At 73.6% G+C, this 25,033-nt stretch carries 23 protein-coding genes and 1 riboswitch; of the genes, 1 reads left to right on the forward strand and 22 read right to left on the reverse strand.

The genetic code is table 11. The features are described from left to right. Positions 1 to 6 precede the first annotated feature (6 nt). The 22 genes from ASD18_RS17035 to pyrR all read right to left on the reverse strand — a co-directional run bounded on the left by ASD18_RS17035 (position 7) and on the right by pyrR (position 22,558). Positions 7 to 270 carry a phosphoribosyl-ATP diphosphatase gene (locus tag ASD18_RS17035; RefSeq protein ID WP_056094875.1) on the reverse strand — a complete coding sequence of 88 codons (264 nt, stop codon included), beginning with the start codon at positions 268 to 270 and terminating at the stop codon, positions 7 to 9. Continuing rightward, the gene (gene ribH, locus ASD18_RS17040) at positions 267 to 761 is read right to left on the reverse strand and encodes a 6,7-dimethyl-8-ribityllumazine synthase (protein WP_056094878.1); all 495 of its coding nucleotides are present in this window, start codon (positions 759 to 761) and stop codon (positions 267 to 269) included. Before ribH ends, ASD18_RS17035 begins: the two co-directional genes overlap by 4 nt. Then, the gene (locus tag ASD18_RS17045) at positions 758 to 2,125 is read right to left on the reverse strand and encodes a bifunctional 3,4-dihydroxy-2-butanone-4-phosphate synthase/GTP cyclohydrolase II (protein ID WP_056094881.1); all 1,368 of its coding nucleotides are present in this window, start codon (positions 2,123 to 2,125) and stop codon (positions 758 to 760) included. The genes ribH and ASD18_RS17045 overlap by 4 nt, the downstream gene beginning before the upstream one ends. Then, positions 2,122 to 2,733: a riboflavin synthase gene (locus ASD18_RS17050; protein ID WP_056094884.1), complete on the reverse strand. Its 612-nt coding sequence runs from the start codon at positions 2,731 to 2,733 to the stop codon at positions 2,122 to 2,124. Before ASD18_RS17050 ends, ASD18_RS17045 begins: the two co-directional genes overlap by 4 nt. Further along, positions 2,733 to 3,797, reverse strand: a complete 1,065-nt coding sequence (gene ribD, locus ASD18_RS17055; RefSeq protein WP_056094888.1) for a bifunctional diaminohydroxyphosphoribosylaminopyrimidine deaminase/5-amino-6-(5-phosphoribosylamino)uracil reductase RibD — start codon at positions 3,795 to 3,797, stop codon at positions 2,733 to 2,735. Before ribD ends, ASD18_RS17050 begins: the two co-directional genes overlap by 1 nt. 76 nt (positions 3,798 to 3,873) lie before the next feature. Further along, positions 3,874 to 4,006, reverse strand: a riboswitch (FMN riboswitch). Positions 4,007 to 4,057: 51 nt separating this feature from the next. Continuing rightward, the gene (rpe, locus tag ASD18_RS17060; RefSeq protein ID WP_056094890.1) at positions 4,058 to 4,717 is read right to left on the reverse strand and encodes a ribulose-phosphate 3-epimerase; all 660 of its coding nucleotides are present in this window, start codon (positions 4,715 to 4,717) and stop codon (positions 4,058 to 4,060) included. Positions 4,718 to 4,736: 19 nt separating this feature from the next. Then, positions 4,737 to 6,248 (reverse strand): RsmB/NOP family class I SAM-dependent RNA methyltransferase, encoded by a 1,512-nt coding sequence (locus tag ASD18_RS17065; RefSeq protein WP_056094893.1) that lies wholly within the window; start codon positions 6,246 to 6,248, stop codon positions 4,737 to 4,739. After that, entirely contained in the window at positions 6,245 to 7,183 is a 939-nt protein-coding gene (gene fmt / locus ASD18_RS17070) for a methionyl-tRNA formyltransferase (RefSeq protein ID WP_056094897.1), read from the reverse strand. Before fmt ends, ASD18_RS17065 begins: the two co-directional genes overlap by 4 nt. A gap of 10 nt (positions 7,184 to 7,193) precedes the next feature. Further along, positions 7,194 to 7,805 (reverse strand): HAD-IA family hydrolase, encoded by a 612-nt coding sequence (locus ASD18_RS17075; RefSeq protein ID WP_056094900.1) that lies wholly within the window; start codon positions 7,803 to 7,805, stop codon positions 7,194 to 7,196. After that, positions 7,802 to 9,877: a primosomal protein N' gene (locus tag ASD18_RS17080; RefSeq protein ID WP_056094903.1), complete on the reverse strand. Its 2,076-nt coding sequence runs from the start codon at positions 9,875 to 9,877 to the stop codon at positions 7,802 to 7,804. Before ASD18_RS17080 ends, ASD18_RS17075 begins: the two co-directional genes overlap by 4 nt. A gap of 61 nt (positions 9,878 to 9,938) precedes the next feature. After that, positions 9,939 to 11,141 (reverse strand): methionine adenosyltransferase, encoded by a 1,203-nt coding sequence (gene metK / locus ASD18_RS17085; protein WP_056094906.1) that lies wholly within the window; start codon positions 11,139 to 11,141, stop codon positions 9,939 to 9,941. Positions 11,142 to 11,184: 43 nt separating this feature from the next. Continuing rightward, a complete protein-coding gene (gene coaBC, locus ASD18_RS17090; RefSeq protein ID WP_056094909.1) occupies positions 11,185 to 12,381 on the reverse strand; it encodes a bifunctional phosphopantothenoylcysteine decarboxylase/phosphopantothenate--cysteine ligase CoaBC in 1,197 nt (398 codons plus the stop codon). A 9-nt stretch (positions 12,382 to 12,390) separates the two neighbouring features. After that, on the reverse strand, positions 12,391 to 12,654 hold the full coding sequence (gene rpoZ, locus ASD18_RS17095; protein WP_028046344.1) for a DNA-directed RNA polymerase subunit omega: 264 nt from the start codon (positions 12,652 to 12,654) through the stop codon (positions 12,391 to 12,393). A gap of 42 nt (positions 12,655 to 12,696) precedes the next feature. Next, a complete protein-coding gene (gene gmk, locus ASD18_RS17100) occupies positions 12,697 to 13,266 on the reverse strand; it encodes a guanylate kinase (RefSeq protein WP_056094913.1) in 570 nt (189 codons plus the stop codon). A 43-nt stretch (positions 13,267 to 13,309) separates the two neighbouring features. Continuing rightward, entirely contained in the window at positions 13,310 to 13,621 is a 312-nt protein-coding gene (gene mihF, locus ASD18_RS17105) for an integration host factor, actinobacterial type (protein ID WP_028046342.1), read from the reverse strand. A gap of 144 nt (positions 13,622 to 13,765) precedes the next feature. Continuing rightward, positions 13,766 to 14,611: an orotidine-5'-phosphate decarboxylase gene (gene pyrF / locus ASD18_RS17110; RefSeq protein WP_082574170.1), complete on the reverse strand. Its 846-nt coding sequence runs from the start codon at positions 14,609 to 14,611 to the stop codon at positions 13,766 to 13,768. After that, positions 14,608 to 17,946 (reverse strand): carbamoyl-phosphate synthase large subunit, encoded by a 3,339-nt coding sequence (gene carB, locus ASD18_RS17115; RefSeq protein ID WP_056094917.1) that lies wholly within the window; start codon positions 17,944 to 17,946, stop codon positions 14,608 to 14,610. The genes pyrF and carB overlap by 4 nt, the downstream gene beginning before the upstream one ends. Beyond that, a complete protein-coding gene (gene carA / locus ASD18_RS17120) occupies positions 17,946 to 19,103 on the reverse strand; it encodes a glutamine-hydrolyzing carbamoyl-phosphate synthase small subunit (protein ID WP_056094920.1) in 1,158 nt (385 codons plus the stop codon). Before carA ends, carB begins: the two co-directional genes overlap by 1 nt. Beyond that, on the reverse strand, positions 19,100 to 19,633 hold the full coding sequence (locus ASD18_RS17125) for a hypothetical protein (protein ID WP_056094925.1): 534 nt from the start codon (positions 19,631 to 19,633) through the stop codon (positions 19,100 to 19,102). The genes carA and ASD18_RS17125 overlap by 4 nt, the downstream gene beginning before the upstream one ends. After that, positions 19,630 to 20,952, reverse strand: coding sequence for a dihydroorotase (locus tag ASD18_RS17130; protein WP_056094927.1), 1,323 nt, complete (start codon positions 20,950 to 20,952; stop codon positions 19,630 to 19,632). Before ASD18_RS17130 ends, ASD18_RS17125 begins: the two co-directional genes overlap by 4 nt. After that, a complete protein-coding gene (locus ASD18_RS17135; RefSeq protein ID WP_056094931.1) occupies positions 20,949 to 21,971 on the reverse strand; it encodes an aspartate carbamoyltransferase catalytic subunit in 1,023 nt (340 codons plus the stop codon). Before ASD18_RS17135 ends, ASD18_RS17130 begins: the two co-directional genes overlap by 4 nt. Continuing rightward, the gene (pyrR, locus tag ASD18_RS17140) at positions 21,968 to 22,558 is read right to left on the reverse strand and encodes a bifunctional pyr operon transcriptional regulator/uracil phosphoribosyltransferase PyrR (protein WP_056094934.1); all 591 of its coding nucleotides are present in this window, start codon (positions 22,556 to 22,558) and stop codon (positions 21,968 to 21,970) included. Before pyrR ends, ASD18_RS17135 begins: the two co-directional genes overlap by 4 nt. A gap of 211 nt (positions 22,559 to 22,769) precedes the next feature. Between pyrR and ASD18_RS17145 the strand changes: the two genes are divergently transcribed. Then, a complete protein-coding gene (locus ASD18_RS17145) occupies positions 22,770 to 25,031 on the forward strand; it encodes a bifunctional diguanylate cyclase/phosphodiesterase (protein WP_235522444.1) in 2,262 nt (753 codons plus the stop codon). Positions 25,032 to 25,033 lie beyond the last annotated feature (2 nt).

Below are 25,033 nucleotides of genomic sequence, written 5' to 3' on the forward strand. Positions count from 1 at the left end.
TTCTCCTCAGAGGTGGGTGTAGACGTCGGCGAGCGTGAGCCCGCGCGCGATCATCAACACCTGCAGGTGGTAGAGGAGCTGCGAGATCTCCTCGGCCGTCCGCTCGTCCGACTCGTGCTCCGCGGCCATCCAGACCTCGGCGGCCTCCTCGACGACCTTCTTGCCGATGCCGTGCACGCCGGTGTCCAGCTCCGCGACCGTGCCGGACCCCGCGGGGCGGGTGGCGGCCTTCTCCGAGAGCTCGGCGAACAGGGTGTCGAAGGTCTTCACGCGGGCACTCTAGACGTCACCGGACGAAGCGCGCGCAGGGCGACCACGGTCGCGACGGCGGCCTCCGCGGCCTCGGCGCCCTTGTCCTCGTGCGACCCCTCGAGGCCGGCGCGGTCGAGCGCCTGCTCCTCGTTGTCGCAGGTGAGCACGCCGAACCCGACGGGCACGCCGGTCCGGATGCCGACGTCCGTGAGCCCGAGGGTGGCTCCCTGGCACACGTACTCGAAGTGCGGGGTGCCGCCGCGGATCACGACGCCGAGCGCGACGACCGCGTCGGCGCCGCCCGCGGCGGCCACCTGCGCAGCGACCGGCAGCTCGAACGTGCCGGGCACGCGCACGATCGTCACGTCCTCGACGTGCGCCGCGGCCAGCGCGCGCTGCGCCCCCGCGAGCAGGCCGTCCATGACGACGGTGTGCCAGCTGGCGGCGATGACGACGACCTTCAGGCCGGTCCCGTCGACGGTCAGGGTGGGTGCTCCAGCACCGCTCATGCCAGGTCCTCCAGGCTCTCGAACGCGTGGTCCTCGTGGTCGGCGCCGGGCGTGGCCGGCGTCGCGTGCACGGGCGAGACCGCGATGGGCTCTCGCTCCGTCCCGGGCGGCAGGTGGAGCAGGTGCCCCATCGACGTCGCCTTGGTGCGCAGGTACGCCTCGTTCTGCGGGGTGCGCCCCACCTCGAGGCTGCGGATCTCCGCGACGTCGATCCCGTGCGCACGCAGCCCCGCCACCTTGGCGGGGTTGTTGGTGAGCAGGCTGACCTTCTGCACGCCGAGGTCGGTGAGGATCGCCGCGGCGGCGCCGTACTCGCGCCGGTCGGCCGGCCACCCGAGGTCGAGGTTCGCCTCCACCGTGTCGCGACCCTGGTCCTGCAGCGCGTAGGCGGCGACCTTGGCCAGCAGGCCGATGCCGCGGCCCTCGTGCCCGCGCAGGTAGATGACGGCGCCACCCTGCTCGGCGGCGAGCTCGAGGGCCGCGTCGAGCTGCGGACCGCAGTCGCAGCGGGCCGAGCCGAACGCGTCCCCCGTGAGGCACTCGGAGTGCACGCGGACCACCGGCTCGTCGGCCAGGCCGGCGGTCGGGACGAGGGCCACGTGCTCGGCGCCCGTGCGCAGGTCCCGGTAGCCGTGGATGCGGAAGTCGCCGTGCTTGGTCGGCAGGTAGGCGGTGTGCGTCGCATGCACGCGCTCCTTCGGCGGCGCTGCGACGGCCACCTCGGCGGTCACGTCGTCGCCGTGCTGCGTGCGCCACGCGACGATGTCCTCGATGGTCAGCAGCACGAGCCCCTCGGCCTCCGCCAGCGCGGACGCGACCGGCAGACGCGTCATCGACCCGTCGTCGTTGACCAGCTCCGCGATGGCGCCCACGGGTTCCAGGTCGGCGAGCCGGCACAGGTCGACGGCCGCCTCGGTGTGCCCGGCACGGTGCAGCACCCCGCCGGGGACCGCACGCAGCGGCAGCACGTGACCGGGCCGGATGAGGTCCTCCCGCCCCGACGCCGGGTCTGCCAGCACCCGGAGCGTCCGTGCGCGGTCCGAGGCCGAGATGCCCGTGGTCACGCCCGTGGCCGCGTCGACGGTCACCGTGTAGGCGGTCCGCCGGGGGTCCTGGCTGTGCGGGACCATCAGCGGCAGGTCGAGCGCGTCCGCGCGTGACGCGGGCATCGGGGCGCAGAGGTAGCCGGACGAGTGCCGGATGGTCCAGGCGATCCACTCGGGGGTCGCCGACTGCGCGGCCAGGATGACGTCGGCCTCGTTCTCCCGGTCGGGCGAGTCGGCGACGAGCACCGGACGGCCCGCTCGCAGCGCCTCCAGGGCCTCCTCGACGGTGCCGAGGCGCACACCCGTGGGGGCCGTCATCGCAGGATCCCCGCCGTCGAGAGCAGCCGTTCGGTGTACTTGGCCAGCACGTCGACCTCCAGGTTGACCCGCGCACCGGGCGCCAGGGTGCCGAGGGTCGTCGCCTCGAGCGTGGTGGGGATGAGGGAGACGCCGAACGACTCGTCGGTCACGTGCGTCACGGTGAGCGAGATGCCGGAGACGGCGATGGAGCCCTTCTCGGCGACGTACCGCGCGAGCTCGGGCGCGAGGCCGATCTCGACGTCGTCCCAGCGGGGACCGGGCGACCGGGACAGGATGGTGCCGACGCCGTCGACGTGCCCCTGCACGACGTGCCCGCCGTAGCGCCCGCCGACAGGCAGCGCGCGCTCGAGGTTCACCGGGCTGGACACGCCGACGTCCTCCAGGGCGCTGCGCCGCAGCGTCTCCGGCATCACGTCCGCGAAGAACGTGCCGTCACCCGGGAGCTCGGTGACCGTCAGACAGACACCGGAGACGCTGATCGAGTCGCCCAGGTGGGCGTCGGAGACCACCAGCGGGCCGCGCACGCGCAGGCGCGCGTCGGACCCGTCTGGTCCGTGCTCGATCGCTTCGACGGTGCCGATCTCCTCGACGATTCCGGTGAACATCAGTGCTCCTCCGTGGGGCTGTGCGGGTCGACGGTCGCGACGACGAAGACGTCGGGGCCGAGCGGAAGGACGGATCGGGCGGTCAGGCGGACGGCGTCGCCGATGCTGGTGACGCCCAGGTCGGTCACGGCGGACGGACCGGAGCCGAGCAGGATCGGGGCGATGTAGGCGTGCACCTCGTCGACGAGCCCGGCCTGCAGGAACGCCGCGGCGAGCGTGGGGCCGCCCTCGACGAGCACGTGCCGGACCTCACGCTCGGTGAGCAGCGCCAGGACGTCGGCCGGGTCGTGCGTCCGCACCTGGACCAGCTCGCCGCCGGGTCCGCGGAGCCGCGCACCGACGGGGATCTCGCGGTGTCCCACGACCACGCGCAGCGGCTGGTGCCCGTGCAGCTCGCCCGCCGCGTTGCGCGCCGTCAGCGAGGGGTCGTCGACGAGTGCGGTGCCCGTGCCGACCACGATGGCGTCGACCTCGGCCCGCAGGTCGTGGGCGTGGTGCCGGGAGACCTCGGAGGTGATCCAGCGGCTCGACCCGTCGGCGGCGGCGACCCGTCCGTCGAGGGAGGTCGCGAGCTTGAGCGTCACGAACGGGCGGCCACGCTCGACCGAGGGCAGCCACGCGCCCAGGAGCTCACGGCCCTCGTCGGCGAGCAGGCCCGCCTCCACGTCGATCCCGGCGGCGCGCAGCCGCTCGGCACCGCCTGCCGCGACCGGGTTCGGGTCGGGCACGGACACCACCACGCGGGCCACGCCCGCGGTGATGAGCGCCTCGGAGCACGGCCCGGTGCGTCCGGTGTGGTTGCAGGGCTCGAGCGTGACGACGGCGGTCGCACCCCGCACGTCCGCGCCGCGCTCGGCCGCGTCCGCCAGCGCGGCGACCTCGGCGTGCGGCGTCCCGGCGCCCCGGTGCCAGCCCTCGCCGAGGACGTCACCGGACGGGTCCAGCAGGACGGCGCCCACTCGCGGGTTCGGACCGGTGGCCGGTCCGCGCCGACCGAGCTCGAGGGCGCGGCGCATCGCGTGCGCCTCGGAGGGTGCGCGCACCTCGGTCTCGATGCTGGACATGCTCACCTCCGGACGCGCGGGGCTCCGGGGTGAGGGCGGCAGGAAGGGTCCCGCAGCCACGGCGCGAGCGCGCCGCCACGTGATCCTCCCATCCGGACTTTCACCGTCGGTCCTGGAGTTCCACCAGGTCAACCGCCCGATCCTTGCGGACCGTGCGGGTCGCGGACTGTCACCGCCGGCTCGGAATTACACCGACCCCGGAGCACGTGTATATGTTCGTAGTGCGGCAACGATCATGCCACACCAGGCATTCCCGCCGATCAGGCGCCCGCGCCCGCCAGGGACCGGAGCGCCGCGATCTCGGCCGCGACGTCGGGTGCGCCGTACACCGCGGAGCCGGCGACGAACACGTTCGCACCGGCGTCCGCGATCCGGCCGATCGTGTCGCGGGCGACCCCGCCGTCGACCTGGATCCACGTGTCGCCCCCGGACGCGTCCAGCGCGGCGCGGGCACGACGGATCTTCGGGAGCATCCCCTCGATGAAGGACTGCCCGCCGAACCCCGGCTCGACCGTCATCACGAGCAGCATGTCGAACTCCGGCAGCAGGTCCAGCAAGGGCTCGACAGGTGAGGCCGGCCGCAGGGCGATGCCCGCCCGGACCCCGCGGGACCGCAGCTCGCGGGCCAGCCGCACGGGTGCCTGCGTCGCCTCCGCGTGGAACGTCACCGAGGCGGCACCCGCAGCGGCGTACTCGGGGGCCCACCGGTCGGCGTCCTCGATCATCAGGTGCACGTCGAGCGGCACGGGGGCGACCTCGGCGATCCGCCTCACCACGGGCAGGCCGAGCGTCAGGTTGGGCACGAAGTGGTTGTCCATGACGTCGACGTGCACGTAGTCGGCCGTCGCGATCGCCTGGAGATCACGCTCGAGGTTGGCGAAGTCGGCGGACAGGATGCTCGGGTTGATCAGCGCAGGCACCCGGCCAGCGTAGAGGGCGTCAGGACGTGCGGCGCAGGAGCGTCAGGTGCATCGCGTCGGTGCCGTGCACGTGCGGCCACAGCTGGACGTCGGTGCGGTCGTCGTCCAGGTCGACGTACCCGCCGGGGGCGATGCGGCGCACGACCTCGCGGGCGTCGACCGGTTCCACCTCGACGCCGGCTCGCCTCGCAGCCTTGACGGCGTCCTTGACCACGAGCTGTGTCTCGACCAGGTGCGGCGAGCAGGTCACGTAGGCGACGACACCCCCCGGTCGGACCGCCTGGAGCGCGGAGACCAGCAGGTCGCGCTGGAGCGCACTGAGGCCCGCGAGGTCTGCCGGTGTGCGCCGCCAGCGGGCCTCCGGACGCCGACGCAGCGCTCCGAGGCCGGTGCAGGGCGCGTCGACCATCACACGGTCGTACGCACCGGGCTCGTCCGTGCCCACCGTCCGGCCGTCGCCGGTCCGCACGTCCTCGACCGCATCGGCGGGGACCGCGCGCAGCGCCTGCTCGACGAGACGTGCGCGGTGGGGCTGGAGCTCGTTCGCGACGATCCGCGCACCGCGCTCCCCCGCGACGGCGGCGAGCAGCGCGGCCTTGCCACCGGGACCCGCGCACAGGTCCAGCCAGCGCGCGTCGGGGCCGTCCAGCGGTGCCTCCGTCAGGGCGAGCGCGACGAGCTGGCTGCCCTCGTCCTGCACCCCCGCGCGACCGTCGCGCACGGTCGGCAGCGCCGCGGGGTCGCCGCCGGTGAGGATCACTCCCGTCGGGGTCAGTGCACCGAACAGACCCGCGCCCTCGGTCTCCTCGAGCACCGCCTCCTGGTCCACCAGGCCGGGGCGCGCGACGAGGGTGACGCGCGGTGCAGCGTTGTCCGCGGTGAGGAGTGCCCCGATCTCGTCGGCGGACCGCCCGTTGCCCACCAGGGCCTCGCGCAGTGCCCGGACCACCCAGAGCGGGTGGCTCTGCGTGACGGACAGCCGCGCGAGCTCGTCGTCGCCTGCTGCCTCGGCGATCCGCTGCTCCCACTCCTCGGAGGTCGTCCTGCCGACCGTCCGCAGGACGGCGTTGACGAACTGCGACGGGCCGGTGCCCAGCTGCTCACGCGCCAGCCCCACGGTCTCCGAGACCGCCGCGTGCGCGGGGACCCGCATGCCGAGGAGCTGGTGGACCCCGAGCCGTAGGACATCCAGCGCGGGTGCGTCGATCGTCGAGACCTCGCGTGCCGCAGCCTGGGCGATGACCGCGTCGTACCGCCCGCGCAACCGCAGGGTGCCGTAGGCGAGCTCGGTGGCGAATGCCGCGTCGCGCCCGGTGATCCGGCGGTCCCGCAGCAGGGGTGGCAGGACGAGGTTGGCGTAGGAGTCGGAGCCGTCGACCGCCCGCAGCACGTCGTAGGCCGCGGTCCGTGCGGGGTCGCTCCCCCGACGGCGCTGCGACGGCGCAGCCGCGGTCCGCTGGGTCCGCCCTTGAGAGCGCGCGGCGCCGCGCTGGCGACCGCTCGGGTCGCGCCGGTCGTCCGCGGGGCTCACGCCGCACCTCCCAGCACGGTGTCCGACGCCAGGCGCGCGCCGCGGGCCCAGTCGGCCGCGTCCATCGCCCGCTTCCCCTGCGGGGTCACGTGGGACAGCCGCACGGCGCTGCCGCCCGTCCCGACGAGGACGTCCTTCTTCCCGACGAGCAGCTGCCCGGGGGCGAGGTCGGTGATGTCCGGCACGGGCAGCACGGGCGCGACCCCCAGCCGTGAGCCGTCGGGCAGCGTGGTCCACGCGCCCGGCGCGGGGGTGCAGCCGCGGATCCGGCGGTCGACCGCGTGCGCGGGATGGGCCCAGCGCACGCGCGCGTCCTCGACCTCGATCTTCGGGGCGTGGCTGACGCCGTCGGAAGCCTGGACGACCGGGCTGAGGATCCCGTCCTCGAGCGCGTCGAGCGTCTGCACCAGCAGGCCGGCGCCCGCCACGGCGAGGCGCCCGAGCAGGTCGCCCGACGTGTCGCGCGGGCGGATCGTCTCGGTGAGGAACCCGAACACCGGGCCGGTGTCCAGGCCCGCCTCGAGCCGGAAGGTCGTGGCGCCCGTGACCTCGTCGCCGGCGATGATCGCGTGCTGCACCGGCGCAGCCCCGCGCCAGGCGGGCAGCACCGAGAAGTGCAGGTTCACCCAGCCGTGCACGGGGACGTCCAGGAGCGACGGCGGGATCAGGGCACCGTAGGCGACCACGGGTGCCGCATCGACCTCGAGCTCCGCGAGCCGCGACTGGAACTCGTCGTCCCGGGGGCGCTGCGGCGTGAGGACCTCGATGCCGGCCTCCAGAGCTCGCGCCTTGACCTCGCTCTGCGTCGACGACCGCCCTCGGCCGGAGCGGGCGTCGGGACGCGTGAGCACCGCGACGACCTCGTGACGGGACGCGAGGAGCGCCTCGAGCGACGGCACCGCGGCCGCAGGGGTTCCGGCGAAGAGCAGTCGCATGGCGTCGATCCTAGGTGCGCGGCAGGGCGACCCCGCGCGCAGCCAGGTCGGCCCGGAGGGCGTCCGCCGTGGTGAACAGCACGGCGTCGTACCCGGCCGCCGAGCCGGCGGCGACGTTCGCGGCGGAGTCGTCGGCGAACACCGCCCGCTCCGGGCGCAGGCCGAACCGCTGCGTCAGCAGGGCGAAGATCCGTGGGTCCGGCTTGGCGACGCCGACCTCGCCCGACACCAGGACGTCCTCGAGCAGCCCGATCGCCGGCGCCGCGGTCTCGGCCAGGTGGAACGTCTCGGCCGACCAGTTGGTGAGCCCGAGGAGCCGGACGCCGCTCGCCCGAAGGTCGTGCACGAGCTCGGCCGACCCCGGCACGGGCCCCGCGAGCGTGTCGGCGCTGTGCTCGACGTACAGGTCCAGCGCGGGCAGGTGCTCGGGCGCGCTAGCGGCGAGGTCGACCCGCGCGTCGGCCCACGGACGACCGGCGTCCTGCTGGTGGTTGAACGCCATGAAGTCGAAGTCGACGAGGAACGCCTCGGTGTCGCGCGCAGGCAGTCGTCCGGCGAACGCGCGGCGCGGGTCCCACCGCACGAGAACGTTGCCGAGGTCCAGCACGACGGTGTCGATCATCCGAGCTCCGCCGGGTCCAGCTGGACGCGCACCGTGCCGCCCTCGCGCCGGGCGCTGCGCACCGCGAGCGACGCGGCCAGAGAGCGTGCGAGGGCCGCGCCGCCGGGACGCGGCACGCGCACCAGGGCGCGCACGTCCGGCTCGAGCGCGCCCGGCTCGGCCGCACCGGCCGGGACGGGCCCGAGAATCTCGGCATCCGCGACGTCGAGCCGCCCGAGCAGGGTGTCGACGGCGTCGCGCGGCCCGGTGACCGCGGCGATCCGCACGGCGGGCGGGAGCGCGAGCTCGGCGCGCTCGGCGAGCTCGCGCGAGGCGTATCCGGCCGGGTCCCAGCGCACGAGCGCCTGCGTCACCCGCTCCTCGGCGTCGCCGACGAGGACGACGGTGCCGCCCTCGGCCGCCGGACGCACCAGCGCGGCAGCCGTCAACCAGCGGCGCAGCGCATCCTCCCCGGTCCGCAGCGACGCCCCTGCCGTGCTCACGGCGGCGTCCAGCAGCAGTGCGGCGGCGTACCCGCCCGGGGCCACCGGCTCGGCGCCCGGCGTCGCCACCACCACCGCGGGGACGTCCTTCACGGTCGCCAGCACGCCGCCCGCCGCACGCGCCCCCGAGACGCGGATCGGCACCCCGGGGAACGCGCGGCCGAGCTCCTCGGCCGTGCGCTCCGACCCGACACGGACCGAGCGCAGTGAGCCCGCGCCGCACTCGGTGCACCGCCAGTCGGTGGCCAGCCGCCCGCACCAGCCGCAGGTGGGGACGCCGTCGGCGGTGGTCAGCCCGAGCGGGCCGTGGCAGACGCCGCAGCGCGCCGCCGCGCGGCAGCGCCCGCACGCCACCGCGGGCACGTACCCCGCGCGGGGCACCTGCACGAGGACCGGGCCGTGGGCCAGCCGGTCCCGCAACGTGCGCCAGGCCGGCGCCGGGAGTCTCGCCGCGGCCGCCGGTCCCTCGCGGGCGAGCTCGACCGACGTCAGGGCCAGCACCCGCGCGGCACGCGCGCGGGTCGTCGGACGGTCCGCTGCCACCTCGTGCGCCCAGCCCGCCTCGACGAGTGCCTGCGCCTCGACCGAGCGCGCGTGCGCGGCGACGAGGAGCGCACAGTGCTCCAGCTCCGAGCGCAGCGCCAGCACCTCGCGGACGTGCGGGTACGGCGCTCGGGGTTCGGCGTGCAACGGGTCGCCGTCGTCCCAGACCACGGCGAGCCCGAGGTTCGTCACGGGGGCGAACGCCGACGCCCGCGTGCCGACGACCACCGACGCCTGACCCCGCAGTGCCGCGAGGAACGACCGGTAGCGGACGGCGGGGCCGTCGTCGGCGGCGAGCCGGACCGCGCCGCCCGTCGAGCCCGGTGCCCAGCGCGGGATGCCGGCGTCGTCCAGGGCGGCGAGCACGCGGTCGATGTCCCGGGCGTCGGGGACCACGACGAGAGCACCTCGACCGCCCAGCACGCACGCGGCGACCGCCTGAGCGATCGCGTCCGGCCACCGCTCCCCCGCCGCACCCGGCAGCGCGGACCACACCGCACGCGGCGCACCACCCGCGGCGACGTGCTGCAGGAAGGCCGCCCCGCCGCGGTAGGGCGCCCACGCGGCGGCCGACGGGGACGGCGGTGCCGGCTCGTCGGAGGACACGGGAACCTCCGCCTCCACCCGGGCGTGCCGTGCCGGGACGGCAAGCCGCAGGACGTCGTTGAGCGTCCCCGCCCACCGGTCCGCGACCGCCCGCGCCAGGCGGGCGACCTGGGGCGTGAGCACGGGCTCGGCGGACACGACCTTGCGCACGGGCTGCAGGGCGCCGTCGTGCTCCGCCTCCTCGACGCGCTCCAGCACGTAGCCGTTGACGTCCTGGCCACCGAACCGCACCTTGACCCGGGTGCCCGGCACCGCGGCGTCGGCGAGCGCCGCCGGCACCGCGTACTCGAACACGCGGTCGAGGTGGTGCGGCACCAGGTCCACGCACACCCGCGCGACCGGCAGGTGCTCGGCGAGCGGGACACCACCGACGGCAGGACGCGCACGCCGCTTCGGCTGCGGCAGACCCTCGAGCATCAGCTGCTCACCGCCCGCGCTCATGCCCACGCGCCCATCAGACCATCCGCTGCCCACGCAGGACCGGGAGCGACTGCGGAAGGCGTCAGCCCACCGCGGACTGGAGGTCCGCGACGCGGTCGGTGCGCTCCCAGGTGAACTCCGGCAGCTCACGGCCGAAGTGCCCGTACGCGGCGGTCTTGCGGTAGATCGGGCGCAGGAGGTCGAGGTCGCGCACGATCGCGGCCGGCCGCAGGTCGAACACGTCGCGGATCGCGCTGGTGAGCCGCTCGAGCGGCACCGTCTCCGTACCGAACGTCTCGACGTACAGGCCCACCGGGTTCGCCTTGCCGATGGCGTAGGCGACCTGGACCTCGCACCGGCGCGCGAGCCCGGCAGCGACCACGTTCTTGGCCACCCACCGCATCGCGTAGGCGGCCGAGCGGTCGACCTTCGACGGGTCCTTGCCGGAGAACGCGCCACCACCGTGGCGGGCGATGCCGCCATACGTGTCGACGATGATCTTGCGGCCGGTCAGCCCGGCATCGCCCTGCGGACCACCGACGACGAACGTCCCGGTCGGGTTCACCAGCAGGCGGAAGTCGGTCGTGTCCAGCTCGAGCTGCGCCAGCACCGGTGCGATGACGTGCTCGGTGATCCCGGGGCGCAGCATGGTCTCCAGCTGCACGTCGGGGTCGTGCTGCGTGGACAGGACCACCGTGTCGAGCCGGACCGCGCGGTCGCCGTCGTAGCCGATGGTGACCTGGGTCTTCCCGTCGGGGCGAAGCCCGGGCAGGATCCCCTCCTTGCGCACGAGCGTCAGGCGCTCGGCGAGCCGGTGCGCCAACCAGATCGGCAGGGGCAGCAGCGACGGGGTGTCGTCGCTCGCGTAGCCGAACATCAGCCCCTGGTCGCCGGCGCCCTGCGCATCCAGCGGGTCGAGGTCGGAGGCGTCCTCGCGGACCTCGAGGGCCTTGTCGACGCCGGCGGCGATGTCGGGCGACTGCTGCCCGATCGACACGGAGATGCCGCACGAGTCACCGTCGAAGCCGATCGCCGACGAGGTGTACCCGATGCCCTTGACGACCTGGCGCACGATCTGCGGGATCTCGACGTACGCGCTGGTCGTGACCTCCCCGGCGACGTGCACGAGACCGGTGGTCACCATCGTCTCGACGGCCACGCGCGCCTGCGGGTCCTGCTCGAGCATCGCGTCGAGGATGGCGTCGGAGATCTGGTCACAGATCTTGTCCGGGTGCCCCTCGGTCACGGACTCGGACGTGAACAGGCGCATGTCGGGCTCGGTCATGGCGGACAGCGTAATGGCCGTGGTCCACGGCCGGGGCGACATCTCAGGAGCGCGCGACGACCGCGTCCCAGACGGCGTGGGCCACCACGTCCTTGCTCCCCGCAGCGGTGCCCACGACCGCGCCGGACCCGTCGAGGATCGTGATGTCGTTCGCGTCGGTGCCGAACCCCCGGCCGCCGCCCACCGCGTTGACCACGAGGAGGTCCGCACCCTTGCGACGCGCCTTCGCCTGCCCGTGCTCGAGCACGCTGCCGGTCTCGTCGCCCGTCTCCGCCGCGAAGCCCACCACGAGCTGCCCTGCGCGGAGACGGTCGTGCGCCAGCTCGGCGAGGATGTCGACCGTCTCGACGAGCTCGAGCACCGGGGCGCCGCCACCCGGTTCCTTCTTGATCTTGCTCTCGGCGCTGGTGCGCGGCCGGAAGTCGGCGACCGCGGCCGCCATCACGACCACGTCCGCGTCCTTCGCCGCGGCACGCACGGCGTCCCGCAGCTCGGCTCCGGTCTCGGCGCGGACGACGTCGACATCCGGCGGGACCGGCACGTCGATGTTGGCGGCCACGAGCGTGACCCGGGCTCCACGCGCGTGCGCGGTCCTCGCGAGCGCGACACCCTGCCTGCCGGACGACCGGTTGCCGAGGAAGCGCACCGGGTCGAGGGGCTCACGCGTACCGCCGGCGGACACGACGACGTGGCGACCTGCGAGGTCGCGGGGCCGGTCGGTGACCAGGGCGAACGCCGCGGCGGCGATCTCGTCGGGCTCGGGGAGGCGCCCGGGACCGGTGTCCGTGCCGGTGAGGCGACCGGCGGCGGGGTCGAGCACGTGCACGCCGCGGGAGCGCAGCGTCGCGACGTTCGCGACCGTGGCGGGGTGCTCCCACATCTCGGTGTGCATCGCCGGCGCCAGCAGCACCGGGCACCGCGCAACCAGCAGCGTGGCGGTCAGCAGGTCGTCCGCCTGCCCGCTCGCGGCGCGGGCCAGGAGGTCGGCCGTGGCGGGGGCGACGATCACCAGCTCGGCCTGCTTGCCGACCGCGACGTGTGCCACCTGGTCGACGTCCTCGAACACGTCGGTGGTCACCGGCTGCCCCGACAGGGCCTCCCACGTCGCGCGCCCGACGAACTCGAGCGCCGCGCGCGTGGGCACCACGCGGACGGCGTGGCCGTCCTCACGCAGCAGGCGCAGGAGCAGGACGGCCTTGTAGGCGGCGATCCCGCCCGCGACGCCGAGGACGATGTGCATGGGGGCAGGTCAGCCCTCGGTGGCCTCAGAGGTGAGCAGGCCGGCGTCGATCTCGCGCATGGCGATCGAGAGCGGCTTCTCCTGCGGACGCGTGTCCACCAGCGGGCCGACGTACTCGAGCAGGCCCTCGTTGAGCTGCGAGTAGTAGGCGTTGATCTGGCGCGCGCGCTTGGCCGAGTACAGGACGAGCGCGTACTTGGAGTCGGCGCGCTCGAGCAGACGGTCGATGGGCGGGTCGGTGATGCCGGTGGGGGCGGCGACGGTTCCGGACACGGTGATCTCCCGTACGTGAAAGGGGTTGGGGCTGGCCCCATCCTACCTGGTCGCGATGCCCATCCCGCGGACCAGCTCGTCGGTGGCCCGGTGGACGTCGTCGTTGACGATCACCTGGTCGAACTCGGCCTCCGCGGCGAGCTCGACGCGCGCGGTCTCGAGGCGCCGCTCCCGCTCCTCCGCGTCCTCGGTCCCCCGACCGACGAGCCGACGCTCGAGCTCCGCGAACGACGGGGGCGCGAGGAAGACGAAGTGCGCATCGGGCATCGACTCGCGGACCTGTCGCGCACCCTGGAGGTCGATCTCCAGGAGCGCCGGCAACCCCGCGGCCAGGCGCTCCTCGACCGGCTTCCGCGGCGTGCCGTACCGGTTGCGCCCGTGCACGACCGCCCACTCGAGCAGGTCGCCGCGCTCGACCATGGCGTCGAAGTCGTCGCCCGTCACGAAGAGGTAGTGGACCCCGTCGACCTCGCCGGGCCGAGGGGGCCTCGTGGTGGCGGACACCGACAACCAGACCTCGGGATAGCGGGTCCGGACGTCGGCGGACACGGTGCCCTTGCCGACGGCGGTCGGTCCGGCGAGAACGGTCAACCGGGCTGGCGTCGTCGTCATGGGTGGCGCGGTGCTCCTCGAGATGCGCGGCGCGGCCCCGACGTCACCCGAAGCGGTCGACGAGAGCCTTCACCTGGTGCGGCCCGAGACCGCGCACGCGACGCGTCTCGGAGATTCCGATCTCGGAGATGATCGCACGCGCCTTGACCTTGCCCACGCCAGGCAGGGACTCGAGGAGCGCGAGGACCTTGAGCTTGCCGATCGTCTCGTCCGCCTGCCCCTGCGCGATCACCTCGGAGAGGGTTCCCTGCGAGTACTTGAGGCGGTTCTTGACCTCAGCGCGGGCCTGCCGGGCGGCGGCGGCCTTCTGGAGCGCTGCCGCTCGTTGTTCGGGAGTCAGCGGAGGGAGTGCCACGCGCGTCACCTTCTCGTCAGTGGGCCGGCGACCCACGTGGAAGTGCGCGGGATCGTGACAACGAAACTAGCGAGCGACACCCTCATCGGCAATGCGGACGCGCGTCCAGCCGCCCACGACCTGCACCGACACAGCACGCGGAGCTCAGGACAACGCCGCAGCCGCCTCGTCCGAGGCCTGCCGGGCAGCTGCCCGCAGCGCCGGGACGGAGGGGCCTGCGACGAGCACGCCGCGCGAGGAGGACGCCAGCACCTGACCTCGTGCGGAGCCGAAGACCTGGGCCAGCTCGCGCGGGCCAGCACCCTGGGCACCCACGCCGGGGGCCAGCAGCGGGCCGTTCACGGCGGCCAGGTCCACGCCGGTGCGGGACGCCGCGTCGCCGATCGTCGCGCCCACGACCAGCCCGACCGACCCCATCGGCACCGCGCCCGCGTTCAGGGCAGCCGCTCGCGCCGCCACGACGGCAGCGACGGTGTCGCCCTCCTGGGTGCGCGCGTGCTGGACCTCGTGGCCCTCCTTGTTGGACGTCAGGCACAGGACGAACAGACCCCGCCCGGTCGAGAGCGCGAGGTCGACGGCAGGATCGAGCGACCCGAACCCGAGGTACGGCGACACGGTGAGCGCGTCCCCCGCGAGCGGGGAGCCGTCGCGGAGGAACGCGTCGGCGTACGCGCCCATGGTCGAGCCGATGTCCCCGCGCTTGGCGTCGACGATGACCAGCGTGCCGGTCTCCCGTCCGGCCGCGACGACCTCCTCGAGCACCGCGACCCCGGCGGAGCCGTGCCGCTCGAAGAACGCCGCCTGCGGCTTGACGGCGGCCGCCTGGCCCCCGACCGCCTCGAGCACGGTCAGGGCGAACCGCCGCAGTCCGGAGGCGTCGTCCGGCAGACCCCACGCGTCCAGCAGGCTCGTGTGCGGGTCGATGCCGACGCACAGCGGCCCGTGGGCCTCCATGGCGGCCGCCAGGCGCGCCCCGAACGGAGCGGTCACGCGCGGGCCGCCGCGCGTGCCTCGCGGCGCACCAGCGCGGCCGCGTCGTGCTCCTGCAGGCTGGTCACCCGGAACGGTCCCGCCTGCCGCGCCTCGATGGCCTGCACGGCCGCACCGAGCTGCTGCACGGTGGTGACCATCGCCTTGTCCGCCGCGACCGTGGCCGCCCGGATCTCGTAGCCGTCGGCACGAGCGCCCTGACCCGACGGGGTGTTCACCACGATGTCGACGTCGCCGGAGGTGATGAGGTCGACGATGGTCGGCTCCCCCGCCGCACCGCGACCCGACGAGTACTTGCGGACGACCGTCGACGCGATGCCGCTGCGGTGCAGGACCGCCGCGGTCCCCTCGGTCGCCAGGATCTCGAAGCCGAGCTCCGCCAGGCGCTTCACCGGGAAGACGATCGAGCGCTTGTCCCGGTCGGCGACGGAGATGAAGGCCCGGCCGCCCGTGGGGAGGCCACCGAACGCGGCGTCCTGCGACTTGGCGAACGCGGTCGGGAAGTCGACGTCGAAGCCCATGACCTCGCCCGTCGAGCGCATCTCCGGGCCGAGCACGGTGTCGACGACGACGCCCTCCTTGGTGCGGAACCGCTTGAACGGCAGCACCGCCTCCTTGACCGCGATCGGCGAGTCGAGGTCGAGAACGCTCGCGTCGTCCACGGGAAGGATCCCCATCGCGCGCAGGTCCGCGATCGACCGGCCCGCCATGACCAGTGCCGCGGCCTTGGCCAGCGAGACGCCCGTGGCCTTGGACACGAACGGCACCGTGCGCGACGCCCGCGGGTTGGCCTCGAGGACGTAGAGCACGTCGGAGACCAGGGCGAACTGGATGTTGAGCAGCCCGTGCACCCCGACCCCGCGCGCGATCGCCTCGGTGGACAGGCGGATCCGCTCGAGCTCCGAGGTCGACAGCGTCACGGGCGGGAGGGTGCACGCCGAGTCGCCGGAGTGGATGCCGGCCTCCTCGATGTGCTCCATGACGCCGCCGAGGAACAGCTCGGTCCCGTCGAACAGGGCGTCGACGTCGATCTCGATGGCGTCGTCCAGGAAGCGGTCGATGAGCAGCGGCGGCAGGGTGCCGGCGCGCCCCCCGTCGGCCGCGTTGTCCAGCGCGCGCTGGACGTACTCGTTGAGCTGCGGCTCGTCGTAGACGATCTCCATGCCACGGCCGCCGAGCACGTAGCTCGGCCGCACGAGCACCGGGAAGCCGATCCGGCGCGCCGTGTCGCGGGCACCCGCCTGCGTGGTGGCGGTGCCGAACGCGGGCGCCGGCAGCCCGGCGGCCTCGAGGACCTTGCCGAACTCCCCCCGGTCCTCGGCGGCGTCGATCGCGGCCGGCGACGTGCCGAGGATCGGCAGGCCGGCGTCGAGCAGGCGCTGGGCGAGCGACAGGGGCGTCTGCCCGCCGAGCGTGACGATGAGGCCCTCGACCGGGCCGGCGGCGAGCTCGGCCGTGTAGACCTCGAGCACGTCCTCGAACGTCAGGGGCTCGAAGTATAGCCGGTCCGACGTGTCGTAGTCCGTGGAGACCGTCTCGGGGTTGCAGTTGATCATGACGGTCTCGAACTCGCCCTTGAGCGCCAGTGCGGCGTGCACGCAGGAGTAGTCGAACTCGATGCCCTGGCCGATCCGGTTGGGGCCCGAGCCGAGGATGAGGATCGCCGGCCGTGTGCGCGGCGCGACCTCGGTCTCCTCGTCGTACGTGGAGTAGTGGTACGGCGTGCTCGCGGCGAACTCGGCGGCGCACGTGTCGACCGTCTTGAACACCGGACGCAGGCCGACCGCGTGGCGGGCACGGCGGACCGCGTCCTCCGACGTCCGGCGCAGCGTCGCGACCTGCGCGTCCGACAGGCCGTGGCGCTTCGCGTGCAGGAGCACGTCCCGGGTCAGGGCGTCGGCCGTCCGGGTCTGCTCCGCGACCTCGTTGATCAGCTGGATCTGGTCGAGGAACCAGGGGTCGATGCCCGTGAGCTCGTACACCGTCTCGAGCGGGACGCCGAAGCGCAGGACCTGCTGCACGTCGACGAGGCGGTGCTCGGTGGGCCGGGAGATCGTCGCGGTCAGCGCGTCGAGCGCCTCGCCCGCCAGGGCGTCGCCGGTCCAGTGGAAGACCGAGTCCTTCTTGTCCAAGGACCGCATGGCCTTGCCGAGCGCCTCGGTGAAGTTGCGGCCCAGCGCCATGGCCTCGCCGACCGACTTCATGGTCGTCGTGAGCGTGTCGTCCGCGGCCGGGAACTTCTCGAACGCGAACCGCGGGACCTTCACCACGACGTAGTCGAGCGTGGGCTCGAACGACGCCGGCGTGGAGCCACCCGTGATGTCGTTCGGGATCTCGTCGAGCGTGTAGCCGACCGCGAGCTTGGCGGCGATCTTCGCGATCGGGAAGCCGGTCGCCTTGGACGCCAGGGCCGACGAGCGCGAGACCCGGGGGTTCATCTCGATGACCACGATCCGGCCGGTGGACGGTTCGATGGCGAACTGGATGTTGCAGCCGCCCGTGTCGACGCCGACCTCGCGGATGACGGCGATGCCGATGTCCCGCAGCCGCTGGTACTCGCGGTCGGTGAGGGTCAGCGCCGGGGCGACCGTGACCGAGTCCCCCGTGTGCACGCCCACCGGGTCGACGTTCTCGATCGAGCAGACGACCACCACGTTGTCGTGCTTGTCCCGCATGAGCTCGAGCTCGTACTCCTTCCAGCCGAGGATCGACTCCTCCAGGAGCACCTCGGTGGTCGGCGAGTAGTGCAGGCCCTGCCCGACGATGCGGCGCAGGTCGGTCTCGTCGTACGCGATGCCCGAGCCGAGCCCGCCCATGGTGAACGAGGGCCGCACGACGACCGGGTACAAGAGGTCGTCGACGGCGGCGAGCGCGTCGTCGATGGTGTGCACGATCGCGGAGCGAGCGCTCTCGGCGCCGCAGACCTCCACGACCTCCTTGAACTGCTCGCGGTCCTCGCCCTTCTGGATCGACGCGATGTTGGCGCCGATCAGCTCGACGTCGTACTTCTCGAGCACGCCCGCCTCGTCCAGCGCGATCGCCGCGTTGAGCGCCGTCTGGCCGCCCAGCGTCGGGAGGATCGCGTCCGGGCGCTCCTTGGCGATGATCGTGGTGAGGATCTCGGTGGTGATCGGCTCCACGTAGGTGGCGTCGGCGAACTCGGGGTCCGTCATGATCGTGGCCGGGTTGGAGTTCACGAGGATGACCCGCAGGCCCTCCTCCTTGAGCACCCGGCACGCCTGCGTCCCCGAGTAGTCGAACTCGCACGCCTGGCCGATGACGATCGGGCCGGAGCCGATGACCAGGACGCTCTTGATGTCTGTGCGCCGGGGCATCAGGCAGCACCCTTCTGTGCGGTCATGAGATCGAGGAACCGGTCGAAGAGGTACGCGGCGTCGTGCGGGCCGGCGGCGGCCTCCGGGTGGTACTGCACCGAGAAGGCCGGCAGGTCGAGCGCTCGCAGGCCCTCGACCACGTCGTCGTTCAGGTCGACGTGGCTGACGACCACCCGGCCGTAGCGGCCGCCGTCGTGCGGCGCGACGGACTCGCCGTCCAGGGGCGCGTCGACCGCGAACCCGTGGTTGTGGGCGGTGATCTCCACCTTGCCGGTCGCCCGGTCCATCACCGGCTGGTTCACGCCGCGGTGGCCGTAGCCCAGCTTGTAGGTGCCGTAGCCGAGCGCGCGGCCCAGCAGCTGGTTGCCGTAGCAGATGCCGAAGAACGGGATCCGCCGGTCGAGCACGTCCCGCAGCAGGTCGATCTCGTGCGTCGCCGCGGCGGGGTCGCCAGGCCCGTTGGAGAAGAAGACGCCGTCGGGCGAGGTCGCCAGGACCTCGTCGATGGTCGCGGTCGAGGGCAGCACGTGGACCCGCACGCCGCGCTCGGCCAGTCGCTGCGGCGTCATGGCCTTGATGCCGAGGTCGACGGCGGCCACCGTGGCGACGTGCTCCCCGATCGGCTCGACCACGTAGGCGGCGTCGGTGGACACCTCGCCGGCCAGGTCGGCGCCGACCATCGCGGGCGCGGCCAGGACGTCGTCCAGCAGCTCGTCGTCGGGCCTGCGCTCGCCGTTCTCGTCCAGCAGCGCGGCGCCCGAGAAGATCCCGGCCCGCATGACACCGCGCTCCCGCAGGTGACGCGTGAGGGCACGGGTGTCGATCTCGCTGATGCCGACGATGTCCTGTGCGACGAGGTCGTCGTCGAGCGTGCGGACCGACCGCCAGTTCGAGGCGCGGCGCGCGGGGTCGCGCACCACGTAGCCGGCCACCCAGATCCGCGCCGACTCGTCGTCCTCGTCGTTCACGCCGGTGTTCCCGATGTGCGGGGCCGTCATGACGACGATCTGGCGGTGGTACGACGGGTCGGTGAGCGTCTCCTGGTAGCCGGTCATGCCGGTGTTGAAGACGATCTCGCCCAGCGTCGAGCCCTCGGCGCCGTAGGGGCGGCCGGTGAACGTCCGGCCGTCCTCGAGAACGAGCACTGCGTCGGTCATGAGTTCTCCTCCTGCGCGGGCGCGGTGCCCGAGGTCAAGGTGGTCAGTGCGTCGATGAGCCGCTCGCGGTCCGCCGCGTGCTTGGGTCGCAGGCCGGTGTCCAGGCCGCGCGGGTCGTCGGTGTCGGCCTGCCAGGTGAGGACGACGAGGCCCTCTCCCCCGACGACCTTGCCGGCCATGCCGGGCGCACCGGTCGCGCTGCGCACGGCCGACGCCGGCACGAAGAGGTCGGTCGCGCCCTGGCGGGTGATCCGCACCCCGGCGTCGAAGACGCTGATCTGCGCGGGGCTGCGCACCCCGAGGCCCTCGGCGGTGATCCGGTCGAGCCAGTCCCCCGCCCGGGTGGTCGACACGTAGGTCGCCTCCACCGGCCCGAGCCGCTCGGCACCCAGCACGGCGGGGGCGGCCGGGAGCGCGGGCACCAGCGTGGACGACCGCCGGGTGCGGGCCCGCCAGCCGGCGCGCATGCCCCAGAACACCACGATCACGACCAGGACGAGGACGACCGTCGAGACCGCCTGGCGGGTCACGAGCTGACCACCACGCTCTCGTCGCACGCCGACCCGTCCATCACCGTCGCGCGGCCGCGCAGCCACGTCGCGATGACGCAGCCGGACAGCTCGCGGCCGCGGAACGGCGAGTTCACGCTCTGCGTCGCCTGCTCCTCGGGCACCACGGTCCGGCGGATGCCCGGATCGACCAGCGTGAGGTTGGCGGGCTCCCCCACGGCGATCGGCCGACCGTGGTCACCGACGCGACCGATCCGCGCCGGGGTGGTCGAGAGCACCCGGGCGACGTCGGCCCAGGTCATGCGGCCGGTGTCGACCATCGTCTCCTGGACGACCGACAGCGCGGTCTCGAGCCCGGTCATGCCGAAGGCCGCCGCGCCCCACTCGCAGTCCTTGTCCTCGCGTGTGTGCGGCGCGTGGTCGGTGGCGACGATGTCGATCGTGCCGTCGGCCAGCCCCTCGCGGACGGCCTCGACGTCCCGCTGCGTGCGCAGGGGCGGGTTGACCTTGAACACCGGGTCGTACCCGCGCGCGAGCTCGTCGGTGAGCATGAGGTGGTGCGGGGTGACCTCGGCGGTGACGTCGATTCCCCGGGACTTGGCCCAGCGGATGATCTCGACCGAGCCGGCCGTGGACAGGTGGCAGACGTGCAGCCGCGAGCCCACGTGCTCGGCGAGCAGCACGTCGCGGGCGATGATCGCCTCTTCCGCGACCGCGGGCCAGCCGGCCAGACCCAGCTCGGCGGAGACCACGCCCTCGTGCATCTGGGCGCCCTCGGTCAGCCGGGGCTCCTGCGCGTGCTGCGCGATGACGCCGTCGAACGCCTTGACGTACTCCAGGGCGCGCCGCATCACGACCGGGTCGTGCACGCACTTGCCGTCGTCGGAGAACACCCGGACCTGCGCCGCCGACTCGGCCATGGCACCGAGCTCCGCCAGCCGCTCGCCCTCGAGGCCGACCGTGACGGCTCCGATCGGTCGCACGTCCACCCAGCCGGCGTCCCGGCCGAGCCGCCAGACCTGCTCGACGACGCCCGCGGTGTCCTGCGTCGGGGTCGTGTTCGCCATCGCGTGCACGGCCGTGAACCCGCCCATCGCGGCGGCGCGCGTGCCGGAGCGGACCGTCTCGGCGTCCTCCCGGCCCGGCTCGCGCAGGTGCGTGTGCAGGTCGACGAGGCCGGGCAGCAGGATCAGCCCGCTGCCGTTGATGATCACCGGGTCGGGGCCGGCCTGCGCCTCGGCGTCCGGGCCGATCGCCGCGATCACGCCGTCGGCGAGCAGCACGTCGGTCGTGCCGTCGCCGAGCGGGCTGACGTCCCGCAGCAGGTAGTTCCTCGTCACGCGTCCACCTTCGTCTCGTCGGAGCTCTTCTCGGGCGCACCCGAGACCGCCGCTCGAGCGGGGGCGTCGCCGCCCGCGAGCAGCAGGTACAGGACGGCCATCCGGACCGCCACGCCGTTGGCCACCTGCTCGACGATGACCGCGCGGGACGAGTCGGCGGCGTCGGCGGAGATCTCCAGGCCGCGGTTCATCGGACCCGGGTGCAGCACGATCGCGTGCTCCGGCAGCAGGGCGAGCCGGCGGGCGTCGAGGCCGTACCGGCGGGTGTACTCCAGCGGGCTCGGGAAGAACCCGCCACCCGCGCTCGACATCCGCTCGCGCTGGACCCGCAGCATCATCACCGCGTCCGGCTTCTCGTCGGCGATGACCTCGTCCAGGTGGTACGAGACGCGCGCCGGCCAGGCACCGACCCCGACGGGCAGCAGGGTCGGCGGCGCCACCAGCACGACCTCCGCGCCGAGCGTGTGCAGCAGGTGCACGTTGGAGCGTGCGACGCGGCTGTGCAGCACGTCGCCGACGATCGCCACCCGCAGCCCGGTCAGGTCGCGGCCGGTCACGTCGCCCGGACCGGACAGGTGCCGGCGCAGCGTGTAGGCGTCGAGGAGCGCCTGCGTGGGGTGCTGGTGCATCCCGTCGCCCGCATTGATGACTGCGCCGCTGGTCCAGCCGGACGTGGCGAGCGTGTGCGGCGCTCCGGACGCGTGGTGCCGGATCACGACCGCGTCGGCGCCCATCGCCTGCAGCGTGAGGGCGGTGTCCTTGAGCGACTCGCCCTTGGAGACGCTCGAGCCCTTGGCGGAGAAGTTGATGACGTCCGCAGACAGTCGCTTGGCGGCGGTCTCGAAGGAGATGCGGGTGCGCGTGGAGTCCTCGAAGAACAGGTTCACCACCGTCCGCCCGCGCAACGTGGGCAGCTTCTTGATCTCCCGGCCCTGCGTGGCCGCCATCGAGCCGGCGGTGTCGAGGATGCGCACGGCGTCGTCGAGGGAGAGGTCGGCGGTGGACAGCAGGTGCTTCATCGCACCCCTCCCTCGATCAGCACGGCGTCGCGGCCGTCGTTCTCCTCGAGCAGCACGCGGACGCGCTCGCTCGTCGAGGTCGGCAGGTTCTTGCCGACGTAGTCGGCGCGGATCGGCAGCTCGCGGTGGCCGCGGTCGACGAGCGCCGCCAGCTGGACCGCCCTCGGTCGGCCGAGGTCGCTGATCGCGTCGAGGGCCGCCCGGATGGTGCGCCCGGAGAACAGGACGTCGTCGACGAGCACGACCACCTTGCCGTCGAGACCGCCGCCCGGGATGTCCGTGGCGCCGATGGTCCGGGTGGGGTGGTGCGCGAGGTCGTCGCGGTACATCGTCACGTCGAGGCTGCCCACGAGGAGCGCCGGGTCGAGGCTCGGCTCCACCGCGATCAGGCGCTCGGCCAGGCGACGTGCGAGCGGCAGGCCCCGGGTGGGGATGCCCAGCAGGACGACGTCGGCGCCGCCCTTGTTGCGTTCGAGGATCTCGTGCGCGATGCGCGTGAGGGCCCGGCCGATCTCCGGGGCGCCGAGGACCACGTTGGCGTCGTCGTCGACGGCATCCGAGGCGGGCGCGGGCGTACCTGTGCTCATCAAGCAAACTCCTTCCCCGCCTCACTGGACGGGTCTTAAAGGAATGTCTCTGCGGCGCTCACCCTACCTCCCGGGAACGGTCCGCCCGACGCGACGTCCATCACGTGCCACGTGCGGGAACGCACCTCCATCACCCGGATGCCACGTCATCCCGAGGCAACTACGTGACGATGCCCCCATCGTGCTCGGAACCGTTCCTACGTGGGTCACTGTGCTGCAGCTCCTGGCTGCCGGCCTGGTCGGTGGCTTCTGCGTGCTCCAGTGGGTGTGGTGGCGCGGTGAGGTCCGGCCGGCCAGCGCCGCCTGGTCCCTCGCCTGGTCGATCCACATGGCCCTGGTGCTCCTGGCCGGTGGGCTGTTCGCGCTGACCACGCCCGGCACCGTGCGCGACGTCCTCGTCTTCGTCCACGCGCAGCTCGTGGCCGGCTTCCTCGTGATCGCGATCCCCGCCACGCGCGCCATCGCCGGCGGTCCGAAGACCCGGTACTGGCTCTGGGCCACCATCGCCCTCTTCGTCGCACGGGCGGGGCTCTGGTGGGTGCCGCTCGACAGCTACGTCGCCGACGCCGACGTGCTCTCGGCCGCACTGCTGCTCGTGCCCACGGCCGTCGTCGTGTCCTACGTCGTGATCGCGGTCGGCCGGACCCGGCTGACCGCCTTCGGCCTGCTGCTCGTCATCGCCGGTGCCGAGTCGCTCGCCATCTTCACTGCCGGCGTGCTGGTCCGCGACCACACGTTCGGTGCCATGTGCGCCGCGCTGTGGGCCATCCCGCTCGCCGTCGGCATCGAGGTGCTCGCTCTCTACCGGCTGCGAGACGCCCAGGACGCGGCCGTCCGTCAGCACCAGATGCGTGACGCCCTGGCCCGGCTCGCCAACTCCGCCTGGTTCGTCAAGGACGCCGACGGTCTCCTCGTCACCGCGCGCGACGAGGCACGGACGATCCTGCGCGACCCCAGCATCGAGGGATCGCTGCGGCCGATCGCCCGCGACCGGTTCGTCACCGAGCTGTTCTCATCCGACAAGGTCGAGCACCCACCGGCGGCGCGGACCTTCCTCATCGACCTCGCCCAGATCGTCTCCGCGGCGGCTGAGCGCTACCAGCTGAGCGAGCGGCTGCACACGACGGCCTTCGCCGACCCGCTGACGCGCCTGCCCAACCGCCGGGCGGTCGAGGAGCACCTCCTGGCCACCCTCGAGCGGGCGAACGTCGAGCGCACGCGGGTCTCCCTCGTCTACTGCGACCTCGACGGGTTCAAGCGGGTCAACGACTCCTTCGGTCACGCCCACGGCGACGCGCTGCTCGTCCGCGTCGCCGACTACCTGCGCAACACGCTCTCGGACCACGAGGCGTACGTCGGGCGGGTGGGCGGCGACGAGTTCGTCATCGTGCTCGCCCGGGCGCCCCAGGACGTGGATCTCGTCGCCATCGCCCGCGCGATCCGGGAGGGGTTCATCGACCGCGCCGGTGGGAGCCGACCTGCGCGACTCACCGTCGGCGTGGCCACCTGGCTGCCCGGCGACGTCGTGGACGCCGACGCCCTGGTCCGGCACGCCGACACCGCGATGCTCGAGGCCAAGCGCTCGCGGTCCGGGTTCCGGGTCTTCGACCGGGCGCTCCGCCGCCGGGTCGAGGCGGAGCGGCACCAGCGCGCCGCGCTCGAGGCGGCGGTGGCCGACGGTCACTTCACCGCGTACTTCCAGCCGATCGTGGACGCCGAGTCGCTCGAGATCGTCCAGGTCGAGGCGCTCGCGCGGTGGGACCACCACGGCCACCTCATCCTCCCGGCGGACTGGCTCGAGCTGGCCGAGGAGTCGGGCCTGATCGTGCCCATCGGGCTCGAGGTGCTGCGCCAGGCCCGCCGTGCGCTCGAGCGGTTCCAGATGCCCGTGTCGGTCAACGTCGCGGCACGCCAGCTGGCCGAGCCCGACGCCCTCGAGCAGATCGAGACCGCCTGGGGCGACGCCTTCTGGGAGCACCTCACCCTGGAGATCACCGAGAGCGCCCTCGTGCGGACGTCCTCTGCGGTCCCCGTGCTCTCCGAGCTGCGGGCCCGCGGCGCCCGGATCGCGGTCGACGACTTCGGGACCGGCTACAGCTCGTTGGCGCGGATCGCCCGGCTGCCCGTCGACGAGCTGAAGATCGACCGCTCGTTCGTGCGGGACATGGGCTCCGAGCGGGGCCGCGGCGTGGTGCGGGCTATCGTCGCCCTCGCGCAGACCCACGGGCTCGGGATCGTCGCGGAGGGCGTCGAGACGCCCCTGCAGCTCACCGCGCTCGCCGAGATGGGGGTGACCCGCGTGCAGGGCAACTTCCTCGGCCGGGCTGCCCCGAACCTCCCGGTCCGCGGTCCGCGGCCGACCACGGGCGCGATGGCGATCGTCCCCGAGCCGGCCCGCCTGCGGTCCCTCAGCGTGCCGACGCCGATCTCCGGCCGCGACGGGGCCCGCCTGACGGCCGTCCCCCGCGGCTGAGC

The organism is Cellulomonas sp. Root137, from assembly GCF_001426725.1.
Taxonomy (GTDB): Bacteria; Actinomycetota; Actinomycetes; order Actinomycetales; family Cellulomonadaceae; genus Cellulomonas.

Coding starts and splice junctions, on each gene's coding strand:
- ribH (WP_056094878.1), bottom strand. CDS start 761: ATGAGCGGTGCTGGAGCACCCACCCTGACCGTCGACGGGACCGGCCTG.
- ASD18_RS17045 (WP_056094881.1), bottom strand. CDS start 2,125: ATGACGGCCCCCACGGGTGTGCGCCTCGGCACCGTCGAGGAGGCCCTG.
- ASD18_RS17050 (WP_056094884.1), bottom strand. CDS start 2,733: ATGTTCACCGGAATCGTCGAGGAGATCGGCACCGTCGAAGCGATCGAG.
- ribD (WP_056094888.1), bottom strand. CDS start 3,797: ATGTCCAGCATCGAGACCGAGGTGCGCGCACCCTCCGAGGCGCACGCG.
- fmt (WP_056094897.1), bottom strand. CDS start 7,183: ATGCGACTGCTCTTCGCCGGAACCCCTGCGGCCGCGGTGCCGTCGCTC.
- ASD18_RS17075 (WP_056094900.1), bottom strand. CDS start 7,805: ATGATCGACACCGTCGTGCTGGACCTCGGCAACGTTCTCGTGCGGTGG.
- ASD18_RS17080 (WP_056094903.1), bottom strand. CDS start 9,877: ATGAGCGCGGGCGGTGAGCAGCTGATGCTCGAGGGTCTGCCGCAGCCG.
- metK (WP_056094906.1), bottom strand. CDS start 11,141: ATGACCGAGCCCGACATGCGCCTGTTCACGTCCGAGTCCGTGACCGAG.
- coaBC (WP_056094909.1), bottom strand. CDS start 12,381: ATGCACATCGTCCTCGGCGTCGCGGGCGGGATCGCCGCCTACAAGGCC.
- gmk (WP_056094913.1), bottom strand. CDS start 13,266: ATGACGACGACGCCAGCCCGGTTGACCGTTCTCGCCGGACCGACCGCC.
- carB (WP_056094917.1), bottom strand. CDS start 17,946: ATGCCCCGGCGCACAGACATCAAGAGCGTCCTGGTCATCGGCTCCGGC.
- carA (WP_056094920.1), bottom strand. CDS start 19,103: ATGACCGACGCAGTGCTCGTTCTCGAGGACGGCCGGACGTTCACCGGC.
- ASD18_RS17135 (WP_056094931.1), bottom strand. CDS start 21,971: ATGAAGCACCTGCTGTCCACCGCCGACCTCTCCCTCGACGACGCCGTG.
- pyrR (WP_056094934.1), bottom strand. CDS start 22,558: ATGAGCACAGGTACGCCCGCGCCCGCCTCGGATGCCGTCGACGACGAC.